An 18308-nucleotide genomic window follows, 5' to 3' on the forward strand; every position below is an offset into this window, starting at 1 on the left:
CTCACTCCACAGAGGGAGGCGGCTCGCCGGCGACGACGAGACCGGACTCGTACGCGGCCACGACCGCCTGTGCCCGGTCCCGCAGGCCGAGCTTGGCGAGCACACTGCTGACATGCGTCTTGACGGTGTGCTCGCTGACCACCAGTCCGGCCGCGATCTCGGCATTGGTCAGTCCCCGGCCGAGGAGCTGCAGCGTCTCGCGCTCCCGCGGGGTGAGCCGGTCCAGGCCGGTCCAGGAGTTGGGCGGCGGCGCCGGCCTGCGGACCGCCGTCTCGATCAGCCGAGTGGTGAGCGCTGGGGCGAGCAGCGACTCACCAGCGGCGACGACCCGGACCGCGTGGACCAGTTCGGCGCGGCGGACGTCCTTGAGCAGGAAGCCGCTCGCTCCGGCGCGCAGCGCGTCGTACATGTAGTCGTCCTGCCCGAATGTCGTCAGCATGAGCACCCGTACGGGTGCGCCGCTCAGCCGCTGGGCGGCCTCGATGCCGTCCATCCCCGGCATTTGGATGTCGAGCACCAGGACGTCGGGGGTGTGCTCGTGAACGGCGGCCACCGCCTCGGCGCCGTCAGCGGCCTCGGCGACGACCTCCATGTCGGGCTCGGCGTCGAGGATCGCCGCGAAGGCGCCCCGCACGAGCTCCTGGTCGTCGGCGACCACGATGCGGATGCTCATCGCGCGACCTCCGCCGCCGCGCCGGGCAACCTCGCCTGCACCTGGAAGCCCTTGCCGCCGGGCACCGGGCCGACCGACGCGGACCCACCGCAGGACGCGGCGCGTTCCCGCATGCCGATGAGCCCCTGTCCTCGGCCGTCGGTCTGGGGCCCTCGGCCGTCGTCGGCCACGGTGATGACGAGTTCGCCGTCACGCCAGTCGAGCGTCACCGTCACCGTCTTCGCCTCCGCGTGTTTGAGCACGTTGGTCAGCGCCTCCTGGACGATCCGATACGCCGCGACCTCGGCGTCGGGCGTTACGGTACCGGGCCGTCCGGAGACGATCAGCGTGACCGACGTGGAGCCGACCCGGGAGACCGTGTCGACGAGGCCCGGGATCCCAGCGAGCGTCGGCTGCGGGGTGCGCGCGCTCTCGCCACCGGCGTCAAGGACGCCGAGGATCCGGCGCAACTGGGCCATGGCGTCCCGGCCCGCCGTGGCAATCGCCTCGAACGCTGCCTCTGTACGAGCAGGGCCGTGCTTCATCGCCACCGGCCCTGCCTCCGCCTGCGCGATCGTGATGCTCACCGCGTGGGCCAGGATGTCGTGCATGTTCCGCGCGATCCGGGACCGTTCCCGCTCGGCCTCCAGTTCCCGCTCGCGTTCGAGGTGCCGGGCGCGCTCCTGAAGCGTCCGTACGTACTCCTGTCGGTTCGACCAAGCGCGGCCCATCGCATACGCGGTCGTCCACAGCAGCGCTCCCCGGGCAGCGGTCTCGAACGAGCCGGTGAGAATGAACGCACCCGACGCGATGATCACGACGGCGCTGACCCGTTGCCAGCGGGGCGCTTGCGCGGCGACAGTGAACATGGCGATCAGCGCTCCATACCAGAGGGGCTGGCGCGGCCCGTCCGGGACGAACGTGTACGCGGCGGCGGCAAGCTCGCTCACCATGAGGACGGCGAACGGTGCCCTCCGCCGCCAGATCACCGGCAGCGACACGGCAACACAGATGAAGTACGCGGCGATCGGCCAATCTCGGCCGCCGGACACGAACGGGGCAAGCTGGGCGACCAACGCGACAACCACCAGCCCGGCGTCCACCGCTATCGGCGGCAGCCCGCCCGCCCGCCGTACCACTCGTTCGTACATGATCCGATTCTGACGTACGGCCAGCGTCGAAACACTCGGCGGTGCATCGCACGTCAGACGTCAGCTGATACACACGGATACTTCAAGGCCGCGGTCGCCATCCTGCCGCACGGCAGCACTGGGATCAGCGCTCGGCTTGGCTGAAACGAAGTTCAGAAGGCTGGTCCGAAACATGGGGCTGGCCTTGCTTGCTTCCTGGGGACCACGCCGGTCAAGTGCGCCGTCCGGTAGCGCTCCTTGACCGCTGGTCAAGCTTCAGCGGCCGGCTGAACGCGACTACCGCCGGGCCGGCAGAACTCTGGCCACCGCCGCCGCTGGCATCGCTCATCCCCACAACATCGGAGCTCTCCAGCTGAACCAACCGGACCCCGGCCCCCGTCGGTCAGGGATTCGAGACGTCCTTCAGGTCCTCAAGACGGCCCGAAACGGGCCCCACGCCCCGGCCGCCTGAGGATGAGGCCTGGGGTAGTCAACGCGGGACGGCCACTGTGGTTTGGAAGTCTGCGCCGTCGCGGAGCCGGGCTATGAGGTCCAGCACGGCGGCGGGTCCGCCGTGAGCGCTGGTCCAGCGACTCACCACGCAGGCCGCGTGTAGGTACGGTCGGTCCACGCCGCCCGCGGTCATGGCTCGCCAATCCGAGTCGACGATCGGCGAGGCCTGCTCGTACGGCAGGCGGCACCGGTCCCCCTCAGAGGAGGGCTTCAGATAGCGGGAGTCGTCGGAGATGAGTACGGCCAGCCCTTCGTCGAACCAATGCGGCACTTTGCCTCGGGCCGACCCGAGGCGCTCGTGGAACTCGACGTGCGACAGCTCGTGGGTCGCGATGGTTTCGTTTGCCCCGACTGGTGACAGCATGAGGGACCAGTTGCGGATCGCCTGTCCTTTCTCCCCGCCTCCGCCGAGCCGCCGGTAGCAGGCTGGGGCGGCGCAGATCAATACCCTGGGATGGCTCATCCGGGTGCCGTAAAAGCGGGTGATCCGTTCGTCGTCCGGGTCGGTGTAGATGCTGCCGTCGAGTGCGGAAAAGTCCATAGCACTGTGGACAGGCAGTCGCCGCGACGGCGGGAGCGACCAGGGCAACTGTCCCGACAGCGACTCCGATGAGGGCGACCACGGCCAGCGCCACGATCCATCTACGCCTTGGCATGCCGGCATGGTGGCCCTCCGAACTGACGACTGGAGGTGGCACTCGTCCGGTGGGCGTGAGGTCGCCAAGCGCGTCAGCGCCCGGGGGACCGGGTGGGGACCACATGTCGTGCGGGGATGGTCGACGGCATGCCGTCGACTACACGGCCTGGTCTTGGGATGGCGTGCGTGACGTGCGGGAATGCTTAGCGAATCGTTCGGCCCAGCCCGGGAAGGCGGCGCGGGCGGCCGTGACGGCGCGGTCGACGTCGGCCGCCGTGCCTGCCGGCACGCTCGCCAGCACCTCCTCGGTCGCCGGGTTGTGCACCGCGATGGTCTGCCCGCAGGAGGGGACGACCCACGCTCCGTCGAGATAGATGTCGGATAGTGCGAGATCCATCGCGCACCTCACGGTGGTCGAAAACTATCGCTGGAAGTTTCTACTCTAGTGCCCCGGATCGGCTGGCGGGAGGGGTGGTAGCGGCCCGACGTGCTCCTCGTAGGTGCGGGAGAGCCCATGGATGAGCGCGTCGAGGCCGAGCGCGAAGGCGCCCTCGTCCACCCGTTGCTGATGCTCGGCGAGCCGGTGCGCCTGGGTCAGGTGCGGATACCGCTCCCCGTACAACCCCGGGTCCTCGACGAAGCCACGGGCGAACGATCCGAGCGCGGAGCCCGCCACGAAGTAGCGCATCAGCGCCCCGATGTGCGTCGCGCGCGCGGGCGGCCAGCCGGCAGCGACGAGCCCGCCGTAGACCGCGTCGGCCATCGCCAGCGCCGCCGGCCGCCGGCCCGGCCCGCGGGCCAGGTACGGGACGATGTTCGGGTGTGCGGCCAGTGCCGCCCGATACGAGTGCCCCCACCGGCGCAGCGCCTCGCGCCAGTCGAGGTGCCCGAAGAAGGAGACGTCCACCTGGGCGGTGACGCTGTCGGCCACCGCGTCGAGAATCTCGTCCCTGGTGGCGAAGTGGTTGTAGAGCGAGGGCCCGCGTACGCCGAGTTCGGCAGCGAGCCGGCGGGTGGAGAACGCCTCCAGCCCGTCCGCGTCGATCAGCGCGGCGGCGGCATCGACGATCCGCTGCCGGCTGAGCAGCGCCTGCCTCGGCCGGGGCATCCGCGCCTCCCTCGCTCACTCGTCGGTCCGCGGCAACTCTGCCACAGCCGGGTCTGGACGTACTTAAACTTTCAGCGCTAGTTTATGCCGCATGGACCTTCAGCTCTCCGCGGAGCAGGCGGCGGTTCGTCAGCTCGCCGCCGAGTTCGTCGACCGTGAGGTTGTCCCGCACGCCGCGGCCTGGGACCGGCGCGAGTCGGTCGACCCGGAGATCGTGGACAAGCTCGGCCGGCTGGGCTTCCTCGGGCTGACCATCCCCGAGGAAGACGGCGGGTCCGGCGGCGACCACCTCTCCTACTGCCTGGTGCTGGAAGAGCTCGGCCGGGGCGACTCCGCCGTCCGGGGCATCGTCTCGGTGTCGCTCGGGCTGGTCGCCAAGGCCATCGCCGCGCACGGGTCCGCCGCGCAGCGGGCCGAGTGGCTGCCCCGGCTCTGCGCCGGCACCGCGCTCGGCTGCTTCGCCCTGACCGAACCGGACAGCGGCTCGGACGCGGCCGCGCTGACCACCCGGGCGACCCGCGACGGCGGCGACTGGCTGATCACCGGCGCGAAGACGTTCATCACCAACGGCACCGTGGCCGACGTGGTCCTGCTCTTCGCCCGCACCGGCGGACCCGGACACCGGGGCATCAGTGCGTTCCTGGTGCCCACCAACGTCGCCGGGCTCACCCGGAGGGAGATCCACGGCAAGCTCGGGCTGCGCGGGCAGGCAACCGGTGAGCTGCGCTTCGACGCCGTCCGGGTGCCCGACTCGGCGCGCCTCGGCCCGGCCGGCGGCGGGTTCCGGCTGGCCCTGGCCACCCTGGCCAAGGGCCGGATGTCGGTGGCCGCCGGCTGCGTCGGCATCGCCCAGGGCTGCCTCGACGCGGCGGTCGGCTACGCCGGGCAGCGCACCCAGTTCGGCAAGCCGATCGCCGGGCACCAGCTGGTGCAGCAGTTGCTCGCCGCCATTGCCGTGGACACCGCCGCCGCACGGCTGCTGGTGTGGCGGGTGGCCGACCTCGTGGACCGGGGCGAGGCGTTCGCCACCGAGGCCTCGATGGCCAAGCTCTTCGCCAGCGAGGCAGCGGTCCGGGCGGCCAACAACGCCGTCCAGGTCTTCGGCGGGTACGGCTACATCGACGAGTACCCGGTCGGCAAGTACCTGCGCGACGCCCGGGTCGCCACCCTCTACGAGGGCACCAGCCAGATCCAGCAGCTGCTCATCGGGCGTGCGCTCACCGGCGTCAACGCCTTCTAGCAAAGGGGAGAACCGTGACCAGATTCGCCGACCGGGTGGCCGTCGTCACCGGCGCCGGGCAGGGCATCGGCGCGGCGACCGCGCACCGGCTGGCCGCCGAGGGCGCCGCCGTCGCCGTGGTCGACCTCGACGAGGAGCGCAGCCGGGCGGTCGCCGACGAGATCACCGCGGCCGGCGGCCGGGCCGTCGGCATCGGCTGCGACGTGACCGACCCCGCGGCGGTGGCCGCGATGACCGACCGGGTGGTGCAGGCGTACGGCGGGTTGCACGTGCTGGTGAACAACGCCGGCATCACCCGCGACGACCTGCTGTTCAAGATGCCCCTGCCGCACTGGGAGGCGGTGCTGACCACCAACCTGACCAGCATGTTCCTCTGCTGCCAGGCCGCCCAACAGCACATGGTCGCGGCCCGCTACGGCCGGATCGTCAACCTCAGCAGCCGCTCCGCCCTCGGCAACCGGGGCCAGGTCAACTACGCGGCGGCCAAGGCGGGGGTGCAGGGTCTGACGGCCACCCTCGCCATCGAACTCGGCCCGTACAACGTCACGGTCAACGCCGTCGCCCCGGGCTACGTGGCCACCGCGATGACCGCCGCCACCGCGCAGCGGGTCGGTAGCAGCCCGGAGGAGCATCAGCGGATGGTCGCCGAGCACACCCCGCTGCGCCGGGTCGCCCAGCCGACCGAGATCGCTTCGGTGATCGCCTTCCTGGCCAGCGACGACGCGTCGTACGTCAGCGGACAGACCCTGTACGTCAACGGCGGCGCGCGCTGAGGCGCGCCGGCGGACCAGCACCCGGAGGGGACATGGACTTCGCGCTTTCCGACACCGAGCGGGCGATCCGCGATACCGCCCGCGACTTCATCACCAGGGAGGTCATGCCGCTGGAGCAGGAGCTGCTGCGGCGGGAACGGGCGCACCGGCCCGGACTGGAGCACAGCGAGCTGCGCGAGTTGCAGCTCAAGGCGCGCAAGTTCGGGTTCTGGGGGCTGGCCACCCCGGAGGAGTACGGCGGCATGGACCTGCCGGCCGTCACCCAGTCCCTGATCTGGACCGAACTCGGCCGCTCGTTCGTGCCGTTCCGGTTCGGCGGCGAGGCGGACAACATCCTGTTCCACGCCAATGACGAGCAGAAGCGCGAGTACCTGGTCCCGACCATCGAGGGGGAGCGGCGCAGCTGCTTCGCGATCACCGAGCCCGGCGCCGGCTCCGACGCGGCCAACATCAAGCTCAGCGCCCGCCGCGACGGCGACGACTGGATCCTCAACGGCGAGAAGACCTTCATCACCGGCGGTCACGACGCCGACTTCGCCATCGTGATCGCGGTGACCGACCGGGAGAAGGGGGCCCGCCACGGCGGCGCCACCGCGTTCCTGGTGGACCGGTCGATGGGCTGGCGCTCGGAGTTCATCCAGACGATGGGCGAGGGTGGCCCCGCCTCGCTGGTCTTCGACGACGTCCGGGTGCCCGGGCGCAACATCCTCGGCGAGCCCGGGCAGGGCTTCAGCCTCGGTATGGAGTGGATCGGCAAGGGCCGCTACATTATCCCGTCGCACGCCGTCGGCATCGCCGAGCGGGCGTTGTCGATGGCCATCGACTACGCCAACACCCGGGAGACCTTCGGCGCGAAGATCGGCACCAACCAGGCCATCCAGTGGATGATCGCCGACTCGGAGACCGAGCTGGAGGCGGCCCGCTGGCTCATCCTGCGCGCCGCCTGGACCGTCGAGCAGGGCATGGACCCGCGGCACGCCTCCTCGATGGCGAAGCTTTACGGCGCGGGCATGGTCAATCGGGTGGTCGACCGCGTCCTGCAGATCCACGGCGGCATGGGCTACACCCGCGAGCTGCCGATCGAGCGCTGGTACCGGCAGGTCCGGCTCTACCGGATCTTCGAGGGCACCGACGAGATGCAGCGACTGATCATCTCCCGCGACCTGCTGCGCGGCTACACGAAGCTGGGAGGACACCTGGCATGAGGGTCTTCGCGTCCATCGAGGAGTTGGCCGAGGCGACCGGCGGGACCCTGGGCCCCGGCCCCTGGTTCCGGATCGACCAGCAACGGGTCGACCGGTTCGCCGACGCCACCGACGACCGCCAGTGGATCCACATCGACCCGCGACGGGCCGCGGCTGGCCCGTTCGGCGGCACCATCGCGCACGGCTACCTCACGTTGTCACTGCTGCCGGCGCTGGCCGGTGGCCTTTACCGGGTAGAGGGGGTGGCCATGGGGGTCAACTACGGCCTCAACCGGGTGCGCTTCCCGGCCCCGCTCCGGGTCGGCAGCGCGGTCCGCGCCACCGCGACCCTGGCCGAGGTTTCACCCGTGGACGGCGGCGTGCAGGTGGTCACCGCGGTCACCGTCGAGAGCGACGCCGGTGGCAAGCCGGTCTGCGTCGCCGAGACGGTCAGCCGCCTGGTGCGGGGCGTGGCCCGATGACCGCGCTGTCGCTGGCCATGGTGCTGGCCGAGTCCGCCCGCCGGCACGCCGACACCGTCGCCGTGGTCGACGGCGACGCCCGGGTGACGTACGCCGAGCTGTGGCTGGAGGCGCGCAGCTACGCCGCCGGGCTGCGCGAGCGGGGGGTCGGCCCCGGCGACAAGGTGGCCCTGCTGGCCCCGAACGTGGTGGACTTCCCCCGGGTCTACTACGGGGCCCTCGCCGCCGGCGCGGTGCTCGTCCCGGTGCACCTGCTGCTGACCGTGGACGAAGCGGCGCACGTGCTGACCGACAGCGGCACGAAGCTGCTGGTGTGCCACAGCTCCCAGCTCGCCCTGGGCGCCGCTGCCGCGGCGGCGGCCGGCGTGCCGCTGGTGACCGTCGGGCCGGCGGCCGCCGGCGCGGTCGCGCCCCGCCTGGAGGAGCTGAGCCACCCGCTGCCACCGCTGCCGTCGTACGTCACCCGGTTGGCGGAGGACCCGGCGGTGGTGCTCTACACCAGCGGCACCACCGGGGTGCCCAAGGGCGCCGTGCTCACCCACCTCAACCTGGTCATGAACGCCACCGTGAACGTCTTCGACGCCAACGACGCGCGCAGGACGGACGTAGTGCTCGGCTGCCTGCCGCTGTTCCACAGCTTCGGCCAGACGGTGGCGATGAACGGCACCTTCCGGATCGGCGCGACGCTGGTGCTGCTGAGCCGGTTCACCGGGCCGGCCGCCATCGACCTGATGCTGCGTGAGGGGGTGGACGTCTTCCACGGCGTGCCCACCATGTACGTGGCGCTGCTCGACGCCGCCCGGGACCGGGACGACCTGCCCCGGCTGCGGCTCTGCGTCTCCGGCGGGGCGTCGCTGCCGGTGGCCGTGCTGGAACGGTTCCACGCCGCCTTCCAGACGACGGTCTTCGAAGGGTACGGGCTCTCCGAGACCTCACCCACCGCCACCACCAACCAGCCGCACTTCGGCACCCGCGCCGGGACCATCGGGCACCCGGTCTGGGGCGTGGAGGTGGAGATCGCCCGCGCGGAGGTGGACGAGCGGATCGAGCTGCTGCCGACCGGAGAGCTCGGCGAGATCGTCATCCGGGGGCACAACGTCTTCGCCGGTTACCTGGGGCGGCCCGAGGCGACCGCGGAGGCGGTGGTGGACGGCTGGTTCCGTAGCGGTGACCTGGGACGCAAGGACGCCGACGGGTTCATCACCATCGTCGACCGGAAGAAGGACATGATCATCCGGGGTGGCTTCAACGTCTACCCACGCGAGGTGGAGGAGGTCCTTGCCGGGCACCCGGCGGTCGGCCAGGTGGCGGTGATCGGGGTGCCCGACCCTCGTCACGGCGAGGAGGTCTGCGCGGTGGTGGTGGCGGACCCGGCCGGCCCGGGCCTGCCCGACGAGCAGGAGATGATCGACTGGTCGCGGGAGCATCTGGGCCGGCACAAGTACCCGCGGCAGGTCCGGTATGTCGACGACCTGCCGCTCGGGCCGAGCCACAAGGTGCTCAAGCGGGAACTGCGTCGCCGGATGGCCCCGCCCGACTGACCACCGCCCGCCGTCCGCTGCCACCCGCCCAGGCCGCGGCCCTCGTCGCGCTCGCCGCGCATCGAGGGCCGCTTCCTCCGGCTGTCGCGCCGGCGAGCGTCGCCCGTCGTCGTGCTCGGCGGGCGGTCCCGGCGGTGGCGTCGAATACTGAGCCGATCACCAACCCCGACCTCGATCCCGAGGTACCGACGGGCTGCCGCAAGTCCGGTCGGTACACGATCTATAAAGCTGCCGGGGAGCCACAGTCAGGGGCGGGGGCCGGCCCGGCACCTGCTGACCGCGCTCGGCGACGTCACGGGTCGGTGATGACCTCAAGCGGCGGCTCAATGCACTCTTTGGTGACGTGGTTCAGGAATGAAACGGGAAGCCCGTCACCGTGACGGGCCGTGACGTTTCCATTGGTCCACTGGCGTGGACGCTACCTGCCACGCGCCGGGTCATGCTCACTCCAGCCCTGATCGAGGATCCGGAATCCCGCGTCGAGCATCGGATCGGTGTCACTCGTCACGAGTAGCTGGATCTGGAGGGCGAAACGAGCGTAGACCCGGATGTCGTCGCTCGGCTGGGACAGGCCGAGATCCTCGGTGATGGCCGCGACGAGTGCGTCCTCGTGGCGGAGCCACATCCGGGAGGCGTACTCCTGAAGGGCCGGTGTGGCTTCCATCAGCGACATGACGCGGCGGCGGAGCGGCGCCTCCTCGCCGGACCACATGGCGACGAACTCGGAGCGGTAGTAGGCCTTCAGCGCCTCCGAGATCGAGAGGCCGGCCGGTCGCTCGCGTACGGCGGCGACGAGTCGCTCGCGTTGCGCGTCTTCCTCGTGGAAGAGGAGTGCCTCCTTCTGGGGAAAGTGGGCGAAGACAGTGGTGGGGGAGACGTCCGCCTGGTCGGCGATCTCTCGCACGCTCACCGCGTCGAAGCCGCGCTTGAGGAACAGCTCCTGCGCAGCTAGCAGGATCGAGGCTCTGGTCATGGCCTTCTTTCGCTCGCGCCGCCCAGTTTGATTCAGCTCCCCTGCCATGCCCGTCATCGTACAACTCTGACCATTATTGTATTGACACCGAAACTGGTGCCACTACACTTTTGCAGTGATACCAGGGGCGTCCGTCCCTGCCGACCTCGCCGAAGGGCTCCCGGCCATGACACAACTGGTGACGGCAACGCCGACGGCAACCGTCTCTGCGGCGCAACGGAGCGGCCAGCGCCGGCCCGCCGGAGCAGCGCTCGCCGCAGCGGCAGCGATCTTCCTGCTGCTCGAGTTCGTCGCCGCCGCGGCCTGGCGGAGTCCGCCCTACAGCTACACCTACCACTACATCAGCGACCTCGGAGTCCACGGCCCGCTGACCGCGTTCGGCCAGTACGTGTATTCGCCCCTCTGGTGGGTCATGAACACCGGCTTCTCCCTCTTCGGAGTCCTGGTGTTCATCGGTGTCGCCCTGCTCAACGGCCTGCGAGGCTGGCGCCGGGGGGTCCTGCTCGGCATGGCCACCCTGGTCGGCGCCGGCGGCGTCGTGCTGGCGCTCTTCCCCGGCGACGGCGAAGCCGATCGGCAGGGCACTGTCGACTTCCACGGCCTGGGTGCCATGGCCGCCATCGTCGGCGGCAACATTCTGATCATCGTGCTCGGACGCATGTACCGAGATCTCGGCATCGGTAGGAAGCCCGGGAAGGCCATGGTCATGCTCGGCGCCTTCGGACTCGTCTCCACGGTGGCTTTCCTCGCCGTCGCCGGCTCAGGGGCCAACGTGTTGGTCGGCCTCGTCGAACGCTGCGCCGTCTACTCGATCCTCATCGGCCTCATCTCCGCAGGGGTTTCCATCTGTCGCCGCAGGTACCGGCGGGATACCGCCGCGCTCTAATACAGCGGCAGTTGTCCAGGGGGAGCCGCGTCGTCGGTAGTGGCAGATCCGGGCTTGGTGTTGGCGGCGTCGTCGCCTTCGGACCATCCCCGGCGCGGTGAAGCCGATCATCATGCCGTCACCGGGCCGGCTCCCTTTTGCGGTAATGGATCGGGCCACGGCAAGGCAGGCGTGGGCGGCCATCGAGAGCGTGATGGGCGTACCAGGCCCGTCAGTCGCGGACCTGGTACTCATAAAGGCCGGCTTCGTTCCTGGCTTGAATGGTGGTGTGCGGTGTCCGATGCACGGAAATGGACTGAAGTACACCGGTCCGAGCCCGAGGAATCCGGTGGCGTGGCCGCATCCGCCACAGCACCGGCGCCGCTGTCCGCAGGGCGGTGACCGGGCGCGAGGCCGTCAGGCAGCCGCAGGGGCAACTTCCCGGCCTTCGAGTTCGTCCAGGCGCCGCCACCATTCTGGAAACTCGGGCCGCAGTTCGGTGAGATCCTTCTCCTCACCGGCTATGAAACAGATGCCCTCGCCTGTGGCGGCGTCCCAGTAAGCGACGTCGCGTCCTTCGGCGAATCGGATGCGCACGTAGTCGAGATCCGTTCCGCCCACGATCAGGTGGGCGGCGAGGCAGGCCAGATCAGTGGCCGCACGGTCGACGGTAAGGCCCGCGATCGGTTCCTGCACCCGAAGAACATCAACCTCGCTTGAGCGTGCGGGGAATCCCTGGCCGGCAAGTCGCCGCACGATCGTTCTCTCCCATCGCACGGACGCCGCTCGGATGTCCCAACTGGCACTCATCAGTTCTACGATCTCGCGACCCGTGTAGTTCCCAGCGACGTAGCGCAGGTTAGCGACGAGAGCGGCGGCCTGCCGCGCGTCTGATGCGGTCAGCCTCAGCAGATGTTGATCAAGGCCGAGCGTCGGCGACAGCAGCAGTGCCTGAGCTTGATCGCGTACGGCCGAACGTAGCTCGTCGTCGAGGTCATATGCGGCGAGTTCGGAGAGGGCACGAAGCATAGTTTGTCGAGCCTTCGCCCCGGTGAGAACCTGCTCGGCGGCTGCGCGCTCCTCTCCGGGGAGCGAGGCTACGTTACTCTTCGGGCCCCACAGAAACGACCACGTAGCGAGCTGCGCCATGATCGCCCGTCCTGGGTCGATAGCGTCACCGTGCAGCAGCTCGCGCAGGACGTGGCCCAGGATGACCGCGTTGCGCACCGTCAGGGTGGGGCCGAGTTTCTCCTGAAAGGCTTTGTTCTGCAATGCCGCAGTGAATCGGATGGCGAGCCGGTTGCAGGCCATGCGGGTCCGGGTAGAGACGCTCAGGCGCCGCGTGAGCTCCTCCTTCAGCTCGACGTCGTCTGGTTCGCCTCCGGCGTCGAGGTCGTTGTCACGGTCGCCCATAGTGGACGGCCCGGCAGCCCCGCCCAGGCGAGCGGCGATCGAGCTGAGGATGACCTCGATGTCCGATGCGGGCTCTCCATCGGGCCCTCGGCTCCGTTGGTAGCCCCGATAGCGGGGGTGCCGGTAGAGCCGGTCCCAGTCGATTTCCTCCCACCGCAGCCGCTCCCCGTCACCCCCGTCCCCGGCTTCGGTTCCCGTCTTGGTCCCTGCCACCTTCCAAGCGGTCTCGGGATCGAAGATCAGCGTCTGCTCCAGCTGTCTGAGGAGCTGGAACAGGTCACTGTCGTCGCGGGGCAAGGTCCCCGTCGAGGACAGCAGATGATTGTCGTCTCCGCTTCGCTCCATCCGACCACGCAGCGAGTCCACGTGGTAGGGCCACGTCGGCTCCGGATCGGCGGTGCCGGCGCTGCCGGGCAGGCGGACGTCGATGCGCCCGCCATGCGTGAGCCGATCGACGTCCCTGTCAGCCAACCGGAACCGGAAACTCGTGCCGTCACCCTGGGCGGCCAGCGCGAGCACCGCGGTCCCGTCCGGAAAGACCAGGTCCGGCATACCCGAACCCAGGGCTGCGTTGAACACCAGCGTCAGGAGGTTGCCCTGTAGCTCGCTGTAGAGCAGTGCCACGGCACCTGCCGATGGTGTCGCACCGCCGCCCCGAAAGGTCAACGAGATCGATTCCGCGGTAGGCAGCGGCTGTATCGTCAGCGGCTTGTAGAGGCCAACGAACCCTCCGCGCGGCCGCGTCTCAATCACCGCCAGCTCGATGTTGCCGGTGGCGGCCGTCAGCAGCAGTGCCCGTCGAGACATGTTTGCCGAACCGGTGACCAACACCTCCTGCTTGCTGCCCACCACATGAATGAACTTGGCGTGCAGGAAGGCCGTCGGAGCGTCGGTCACGTGGACCCTCTCGAGCGACACCGCCGTGCCGGGGCGAGTCGCCAACGCGGTGAGGCGCCCCCCATCGACCGACGTGTCCGGGGTGAGCAGAACCCGCAAACGGCGGGGTCGTAGCCGGTCCAGCAGTTGCCCGAGCGCCGCCACATCCTCGTCGTAGAACGGTGCGTGCACCGTGAGCAACTCGACCGGACCGTCCACCGCGGCGGTGATCACCTCGATCAGCGGAGTATCGAGATTGTGGTGCAGCGGCTGCTGCGCAGTTGGCTGAGGGATCAACCACGGAGTGGAAGACCAAGCCAGGCCCAGCCCGGCGACTGCGGCGGGATCGAGCCACCCCCACGCCGCGATCCCGTCGATCAAGGACCGGAGCGCGGCGAACACGTCGGCATGCTCACCGATGCTGTCGTCATAGGTGTAGCGGTGCCACAGCTCACCGGGTTCGGCGTACCCGTCTGGCCCCAGATTGCCCGAGCCGACCAGCAACCGGCCCGCTGTGGACGTCGTCAGCAACACCGCCTTCGCATGCGCTGCCCACGGGTTGCGGACCGGTGCGGCCAGATAGGTTCGGTTTGCCTGACCGAGCCGCTGCCCGGATCGTGCCGCAGTGGCGAACTGCTCGGCCAGCCGCCGATCATCGGCCAGCACTATCCGGTTCGGCACTCGGCTCAACTGCCGAAGCAGATGGGTCTCGAAGAAGTCCAGGTGTGCCGAGTAGGTCAGCACGATCAGGTTCGTCCACGCACCCTGGACCTGCTCCGGGACGATGAACGGGGGCACGACACTCACCGCGCGTTCTCCCGGTGGAACCGCGCCGCCGCCTTCTGCGCCGCGCCAGCTGGGAGGTCGCCGTCGGTCAGGAGGGCCGACCCGGCGAGGGTCAGCTGCCGCTGCGGCAAGCTCAGGCTGGAGACGAGGCCGAGCTCGTGAGCGATCGTACTCAGGGCCCAGAACCGGCTGTCGTTGAAGCCGACCGGCGCGTCGGCGGGAAAGAACCGCAGCGCGTCACCGACCCGCCGGAAACGAAAGGTGTCCCCGCTGCTGAAGAGCTTCGCCGTGGCCACCCGCTCATGCTGGACAATCACGAAGTCGATGATGATCCATTGGAGGAGTTCGGCGATCGTCTGGTTTGCCATGAGCCGCTTGCGTAGCAACTCGTAGAAGCGGCTCATGCCGATGCGCTGGCCGCCACCCTCGGTAAGCAAATCGGCGTCGTCACCCAGGTCGGCCTGCCGCCCGGGGGCGCCGAGTCTGCGGTGAACGAGCAGCAGGATTCCCAGCATCGCGATCAGCGTTTCGGCGTCGTCCTCGGCGTTGGCGCACCAGTCGTAGAGGCTGTGCTCGTCGAACTCCTCGTGTCGAGGCCACAGATCGTCGACTCCTGGCGCCACATCGACGTGCCCCGTGAGCCACTCGGCGAAGGCCGCGCCCGGCATGTCGGCCCCGATTCCAGGATCGGGCAGGTCGCCGCAAAAGCTGTTGTCGTCGAGTTCTTCAGTAATGATCGCCCAGAGTTTACTCAGGGGAACCAGGCTCAGACCGTCGTCGGACAGCTCCAGCCCACGGCGTGCCACCCACGCCCACAGCCGATTGAAGGCAAATGCAAAATACTCGCGCGCCTGGTAGATGCGCCACCGTCGGGCGGTGATGAGCACTCCCGGCAGCGGTACGTACGGCTGGCCGTCCAATTGCCGGAAGTAGACAAGCTGGCGAAAGCGGTCCTGGCTTACCGCCTCCGCCGGAGCTGTCCGGCAGAAGTCGAGAATGAAGCGAAAGGTGGCGCGCCGCCGCTCAGCTTCCTCGGGCTCGCCGTGGTGCAGGAACACGTCTTGAAGTAACGGTAGGTCGGCGGTGGCGGCCGTGCGCAGCTGGCACAGGCAGCCGGCGGCTGCGAACTCCGTGAGAACCTCCCGCGGGACAGCGGCATCGCAGTCCGCGAAGTAGTCCCGGTAGAATCGGGTTCCGTCGACTGCAGCGCGATACCCGGCCGCCACCGACCGGCCCAACGGCGTCGGAGCGTCGAACACCACCCCAGTACCCGGATCGGTCAGCACGACCAAGCCCATCGTCTCCATCACCGTGCGGTAGTAGAGCCCGTATCCGCCGAGTGGCTCCTTGATGTAGTCGAACCCCGGATCGAACTCCTCCTGACCGATCACACCGTATGTGCGCCTGGACCCGACGATGCCGCTCGTCAGGGTCTCGTGCTCAGGCTGCTCACAAAGCTGGCAGGCAACGGAGTACAACGCCTCCCGGGGGCGATAGAACGCCCGGAAGGCGCTCCGGTGGCGCGGCAGATCCCGCGCCCAAAACTCGTCCAACAGGAACGCGTAGAACGACCAGTACCGTGGGTGGGCGGTCAGCACGTTGACGCCCGGCGACAGCCGCGTCAGCAGCCGATCAGAACTAACCGAACCGAGCCCGAGATGGTCCTGCCCCGAGCCGCGCGAATAGGCCCGCGCCGCCCAGAACGGCCCCGTCAGCTCACCCTCGGACGTCATACGCCGGCAGGTGCTGACAGCCGGAACGAAGCCGCCGGGGCTCCGCCATCCCATGGCCTGCCGGTAACCCGGCGTGTGCCGAGCGCGGACCCGCACCAAGCCGTAATCCAGCTCTGAGCCGTGTCGGCGTGGCATACGCGGTGGACACCGCCCTAAGCGAAGCCGCACTATCGCGGTCGAAAACCACGACCGATCGTCTAGCCGGAACGTATGGTACTCGTCCAGCCACCGCCCGGAAGGCTTCCATGCCGTTCTCCTGTCCGGTGAGCCGGGTACGACATTTCCACTGAGGACTGCGGTTGCCTGTCGTCCGAGCAGAATACTGCGTAACCGCCAGCATCGGTAAGCGCGGAGCAGCAAATGAAAGCGAACCAACTGGTCCGCGAGGCTGACAGCAATGTCCTAGGGTGATGTGGTGAGGATGCGGCGCCACACAGGCATGTCCGGCCGTGGGTGCCGACCTTCACCGGCATGCATCGAGCCGGCCGTCGATCCCCTGCGGGGCGGAGGTCATCAGACGAAGATCGGCGTCAACCAGGACCCAGCCCCAACCAGCCGCGATGTTAGCCAGGCTGAGAAACGCACCAGCCGACATCTTCGGGCAACGGCAGACGGCAGGACGGGGCATGATGCTCGGATGACATTGGCCGAGATCTGGCCCGTGCGCCGTCTGCGGGTGACGACGTCCGTGCTTGAGCTGGCTGTGCCGGGTGAGGACGAGCTCGCCGAACTGGCGATCCATGCGGCAGCTGGCATCTACGATCCGCAGAACCGCTTTCTGACGCGTTCGCCCGTGGCGGGATGGGAGTCGGGACCGTCTCCCCAAGCCGAGTGGTCGTTTCTGCGGTACTACTGGGCATCCCTGGCGGACTGGCGGCCGAGCAGATGGAACCTGGTAATGGCTGTGAAGGTCGATGGCGCGTGCGTCGGGGTGCAGGAGATCGGCGCGCAGGGCTTCGGATCACCAAGACCGTCTCGACGGGGTCATGGATCGCGCGGCGGTTCCAGCGGCGTGGTTACGGCAAGGAGATGCGGGGCGCCATCCTGCATCTCGCGTTCGCCGGGCTTGGAGCGGAGCGCGCCGAGTCCGCCGCCTGGTCCACCAACGCGCCGTCGCTGGGAGTCTCGTGGTCGCTTGGCTATCAGTCGAACGGCACCACAATCCGGGCTTTCGAGGGTGTCCGCCAGGAGCAGATCAACCTGGTGCTCGACCGCGAACGGTGGGAGAGCCGGCGTGACGACATCGCGATCCACGGACTCAGCGACGAGATGCTTGAGCTGATGGACGTCAAGCCGGCCGCATCCCGGTGATGGCCGCTGCCCGTGTGGCCGCACGTCCGTCGGGCTGCGTAGCCACTACCAGCGCAGACTCGGCCACTTGGCTTGAGACCTACTCGTCTAGGGCTCGAGCGTGGCGGGCATGCTGAAGGCGGCGACGTGACGGGCACCGATGAAGGCGTTGCTCTCTACGATCCTCCCGTTCTCGATCCGGAGTACGTCGACGACCAACGCCTCGTAGTGCGGGCTGCCGGGCCGGCGGAGATAGTTGATCAGTGCCGGGCGCCCGTTGGCCGAGGTGAGGAACGTACGCCAGTCGAGCGGTCGGCCGAGGAACTCCGCGGCCGCGTCGATCCCGACGACTGGCGGCTCGGGCGGCATCGTGATCCGTACGTCCTCGGCGAGCAGTGCCCGGATCGTCTCCGGGTCCTTCGCGTTGGCGTAGCGGCGCAGGATCTCTTCGTCCTTACTGGTGAGCTGCGGGCGGCGCCAGTCCTTCGGATCCGACGGAGCGCGCCGCCGGAGGGTGTGGCGGGCCCGCTGGAGGAGGCTGTTGACGGCCGCTACGGCGGTGTCGAGCGCGGCGGCGATCTCCTGCGGCGTCCAGCCGTAGACGTCGCGCAGCACGAAGGCCGCCCGCTGCCGCGGCGGTAGGTACATGAGCGCTGCGATCACGGCCAGTTCGACGGTCTCCCGGGCGGCGAGACCGGTCTGCGGATCGCCGCCCAGCAGGGCGTCGGGATAGGGACCGAGCTCGGTGGACCACTCCAGCGGGTCACCGTACGGTACCGTCCGGTGACTGGCCGCCTTGCGGCTGTCGAGGAAGACGTTCGTGGCGATCCGGTAGAACCAGGTGCGCGCCGACGCCCGACCCTCGAAGCGGTCGCGAGCCCGCCAGGCACGCAGGAAGGTCTCCTGCACCAGGTCGTCCGCGTCGGTGACGTTCCCGGCGAGGCGGTAGCAGTGGACGTGTAGCTCACGCCAGTGCTCGTCGAAGGCGCGCTGCAGCCAGACCGCCTGCTCATCAGGCGAGCCGGACATGTGGTTTCCCCGGGTCTGAGTGGTCCTCACAACCGTACTGACGACCGCGAACGCATCCGTCATCGGTCACCGATGACGATCGC

Annotated in this window: 17 protein-coding genes; 7 read left to right on the forward strand and 10 right to left on the reverse strand. The window is 69.2% G+C overall.

Translation table 11 applies throughout. The features are described from left to right. Position 1 precedes the first annotated feature (1 nt). From AB0D28_RS11405 to AB0D28_RS11425, 5 genes are all read right to left on the reverse strand, one after another. Positions 2 to 673 carry a response regulator transcription factor gene (locus AB0D28_RS11405; protein WP_357384677.1) on the reverse strand — a complete coding sequence of 224 codons (672 nt, stop codon included), beginning with the start codon at positions 671 to 673 and terminating at the stop codon, positions 2 to 4. Continuing rightward, positions 670 to 1803 carry a histidine kinase gene (locus AB0D28_RS11410; RefSeq protein WP_357384679.1) on the reverse strand — a complete coding sequence of 378 codons (1134 nt, stop codon included), beginning with the start codon at positions 1801 to 1803 and terminating at the stop codon, positions 670 to 672. Before AB0D28_RS11410 ends, AB0D28_RS11405 begins: the two co-directional genes overlap by 4 nt. Before the next feature lie 469 nt (positions 1804 to 2272). Continuing rightward, a complete protein-coding gene (locus AB0D28_RS11415) occupies positions 2273 to 2836 on the reverse strand; it encodes a hypothetical protein (protein ID WP_357384681.1) in 564 nt (187 codons plus the stop codon). Between the two features lie 253 nt (positions 2837 to 3089). Further along, positions 3090 to 3329 (reverse strand): aldehyde dehydrogenase family protein, encoded by a 240-nt coding sequence (locus AB0D28_RS11420; RefSeq protein ID WP_357384683.1) that lies wholly within the window; start codon positions 3327 to 3329, stop codon positions 3090 to 3092. 45 nt (positions 3330 to 3374) lie between these two features. Continuing rightward, a complete protein-coding gene (locus tag AB0D28_RS11425) occupies positions 3375 to 4040 on the reverse strand; it encodes a TetR/AcrR family transcriptional regulator (protein ID WP_357384685.1) in 666 nt (221 codons plus the stop codon). A gap of 91 nt (positions 4041 to 4131) precedes the next feature. Between AB0D28_RS11425 and AB0D28_RS11430 the strand changes: the two genes are divergently transcribed. The 5 genes from AB0D28_RS11430 to AB0D28_RS11450 are packed head-to-tail and all read left to right on the forward strand — an operon-like array spanning position 4132 to position 9260. Further along, positions 4132 to 5280 (forward strand): acyl-CoA dehydrogenase family protein, encoded by a 1149-nt coding sequence (locus tag AB0D28_RS11430; RefSeq protein WP_174533219.1) that lies wholly within the window; start codon positions 4132 to 4134, stop codon positions 5278 to 5280. Positions 5281 to 5294: 14 nt separating this feature from the next. Then, the gene (fabG, locus tag AB0D28_RS11435) at positions 5295 to 6053 is read left to right on the forward strand and encodes a 3-oxoacyl-ACP reductase FabG (RefSeq protein WP_357384687.1); all 759 of its coding nucleotides are present in this window, start codon (positions 5295 to 5297) and stop codon (positions 6051 to 6053) included. A gap of 32 nt (positions 6054 to 6085) precedes the next feature. Next, the gene (locus tag AB0D28_RS11440; RefSeq protein WP_116507000.1) at positions 6086 to 7258 is read left to right on the forward strand and encodes an acyl-CoA dehydrogenase family protein; all 1173 of its coding nucleotides are present in this window, start codon (positions 6086 to 6088) and stop codon (positions 7256 to 7258) included. After that, entirely contained in the window at positions 7255 to 7719 is a 465-nt protein-coding gene (locus AB0D28_RS11445) for a MaoC family dehydratase (protein ID WP_357384690.1), read from the forward strand. Before AB0D28_RS11440 ends, AB0D28_RS11445 begins: the two co-directional genes overlap by 4 nt. After that, positions 7716 to 9260 carry a long-chain fatty acid--CoA ligase gene (locus AB0D28_RS11450; RefSeq protein ID WP_357384692.1) on the forward strand — a complete coding sequence of 515 codons (1545 nt, stop codon included), beginning with the start codon at positions 7716 to 7718 and terminating at the stop codon, positions 9258 to 9260. The genes AB0D28_RS11445 and AB0D28_RS11450 overlap by 4 nt, the downstream gene beginning before the upstream one ends. A gap of 418 nt (positions 9261 to 9678) precedes the next feature. Here the strand turns inward: AB0D28_RS11450 and AB0D28_RS11455 are convergent, their stop codons facing one another. Beyond that, entirely contained in the window at positions 9679 to 10281 is a 603-nt protein-coding gene (locus AB0D28_RS11455) for a helix-turn-helix domain-containing protein (RefSeq protein ID WP_357384694.1), read from the reverse strand. A gap of 118 nt (positions 10282 to 10399) precedes the next feature. Here AB0D28_RS11455 and AB0D28_RS11460 point away from each other — a divergent pair, with 118 nt between their 5' ends. After that, complete coding sequence (locus AB0D28_RS11460; RefSeq protein ID WP_357384696.1) at positions 10400 to 11119, forward strand: DUF998 domain-containing protein; 720 nt, start codon at positions 10400 to 10402, stop codon at positions 11117 to 11119. Positions 11120 to 11515: 396 nt separating this feature from the next. Here the strand turns inward: AB0D28_RS11460 and AB0D28_RS11465 are convergent, their stop codons facing one another. The 3 genes from AB0D28_RS11465 to AB0D28_RS11475 all read right to left on the reverse strand — a co-directional run bounded on the left by AB0D28_RS11465 (position 11516) and on the right by AB0D28_RS11475 (position 16648). Continuing rightward, positions 11516 to 14194 (reverse strand): hypothetical protein, encoded by a 2679-nt coding sequence (locus AB0D28_RS11465; RefSeq protein WP_357384698.1) that lies wholly within the window; start codon positions 14192 to 14194, stop codon positions 11516 to 11518. Further along, on the reverse strand, positions 14191 to 15960 hold the full coding sequence (locus AB0D28_RS11470) for a hypothetical protein (protein ID WP_357384700.1): 1770 nt from the start codon (positions 15958 to 15960) through the stop codon (positions 14191 to 14193). The genes AB0D28_RS11465 and AB0D28_RS11470 overlap by 4 nt, the downstream gene beginning before the upstream one ends. A gap of 409 nt (positions 15961 to 16369) precedes the next feature. Further along, positions 16370 to 16648: a hypothetical protein gene (locus tag AB0D28_RS11475; protein WP_357384702.1), complete on the reverse strand. Its 279-nt coding sequence runs from the start codon at positions 16646 to 16648 to the stop codon at positions 16370 to 16372. Positions 16649 to 16791: 143 nt separating this feature from the next. On the opposite strand from AB0D28_RS11475, the gene AB0D28_RS11480 reads away from it, so the two are divergent. Then, complete coding sequence (locus AB0D28_RS11480) at positions 16792 to 17217, forward strand: GNAT family N-acetyltransferase (RefSeq protein WP_357384961.1); 426 nt, start codon at positions 16792 to 16794, stop codon at positions 17215 to 17217. 87 nt (positions 17218 to 17304) lie between these two features. Here the strand turns inward: AB0D28_RS11480 and AB0D28_RS11485 are convergent, their stop codons facing one another. Further along, entirely contained in the window at positions 17305 to 18225 is a 921-nt protein-coding gene (locus AB0D28_RS11485) for an RNA polymerase subunit sigma-70 (protein WP_357384704.1), read from the reverse strand. Positions 18226 to 18308 lie beyond the last annotated feature (83 nt).

This window comes from Micromonospora sp. NPDC048169, assembly GCF_040652815.1.
Lineage (GTDB): Bacteria > Actinomycetota > Actinomycetes > Mycobacteriales > Micromonosporaceae > Micromonospora.

Bases quoted from the DNA above. Each gene is read 5' to 3' on its own strand.
- AB0D28_RS11405 (WP_357384677.1), bottom strand. From the start codon at position 673: ATGAGCATCCGCATCGTGGTCGCCGACGACCAGGAGCTCGTGCGGGGC.
- AB0D28_RS11410 (WP_357384679.1), bottom strand. From the start codon at position 1,803: ATGTACGAACGAGTGGTACGGCGGGCGGGCGGGCTGCCGCCGATAGCG.
- AB0D28_RS11415 (WP_357384681.1), bottom strand. From the start codon at position 2,836: ATGGACTTTTCCGCACTCGACGGCAGCATCTACACCGACCCGGACGAC.
- AB0D28_RS11420 (WP_357384683.1), bottom strand. From the start codon at position 3,329: ATGGATCTCGCACTATCCGACATCTATCTCGACGGAGCGTGGGTCGTC.
- AB0D28_RS11425 (WP_357384685.1), bottom strand. From the start codon at position 4,040: ATGCCCCGGCCGAGGCAGGCGCTGCTCAGCCGGCAGCGGATCGTCGAT.
- AB0D28_RS11430 (WP_174533219.1), top strand. From the start codon at position 4,132: ATGGACCTTCAGCTCTCCGCGGAGCAGGCGGCGGTTCGTCAGCTCGCC.
- AB0D28_RS11440 (WP_116507000.1), top strand. From the start codon at position 6,086: ATGGACTTCGCGCTTTCCGACACCGAGCGGGCGATCCGCGATACCGCC.
- AB0D28_RS11445 (WP_357384690.1), top strand. From the start codon at position 7,255: ATGAGGGTCTTCGCGTCCATCGAGGAGTTGGCCGAGGCGACCGGCGGG.
- AB0D28_RS11450 (WP_357384692.1), top strand. From the start codon at position 7,716: ATGACCGCGCTGTCGCTGGCCATGGTGCTGGCCGAGTCCGCCCGCCGG.
- AB0D28_RS11455 (WP_357384694.1), bottom strand. From the start codon at position 10,281: ATGGCAGGGGAGCTGAATCAAACTGGGCGGCGCGAGCGAAAGAAGGCC.
- AB0D28_RS11460 (WP_357384696.1), top strand. From the start codon at position 10,400: ATGACACAACTGGTGACGGCAACGCCGACGGCAACCGTCTCTGCGGCG.
- AB0D28_RS11470 (WP_357384700.1), bottom strand. From the start codon at position 15,960: ATGGGATGGCGGAGCCCCGGCGGCTTCGTTCCGGCTGTCAGCACCTGC.
- AB0D28_RS11475 (WP_357384702.1), bottom strand. From the start codon at position 16,648: ATGGATCGCCAGTTCGGCGAGCTCGTCCTCACCCGGCACAGCCAGCTC.
- AB0D28_RS11480 (WP_357384961.1), top strand. From the start codon at position 16,792: ATGGAACCTGGTAATGGCTGTGAAGGTCGATGGCGCGTGCGTCGGGGT.
- AB0D28_RS11485 (WP_357384704.1), bottom strand. From the start codon at position 18,225: ATGTCCGGCTCGCCTGATGAGCAGGCGGTCTGGCTGCAGCGCGCCTTC.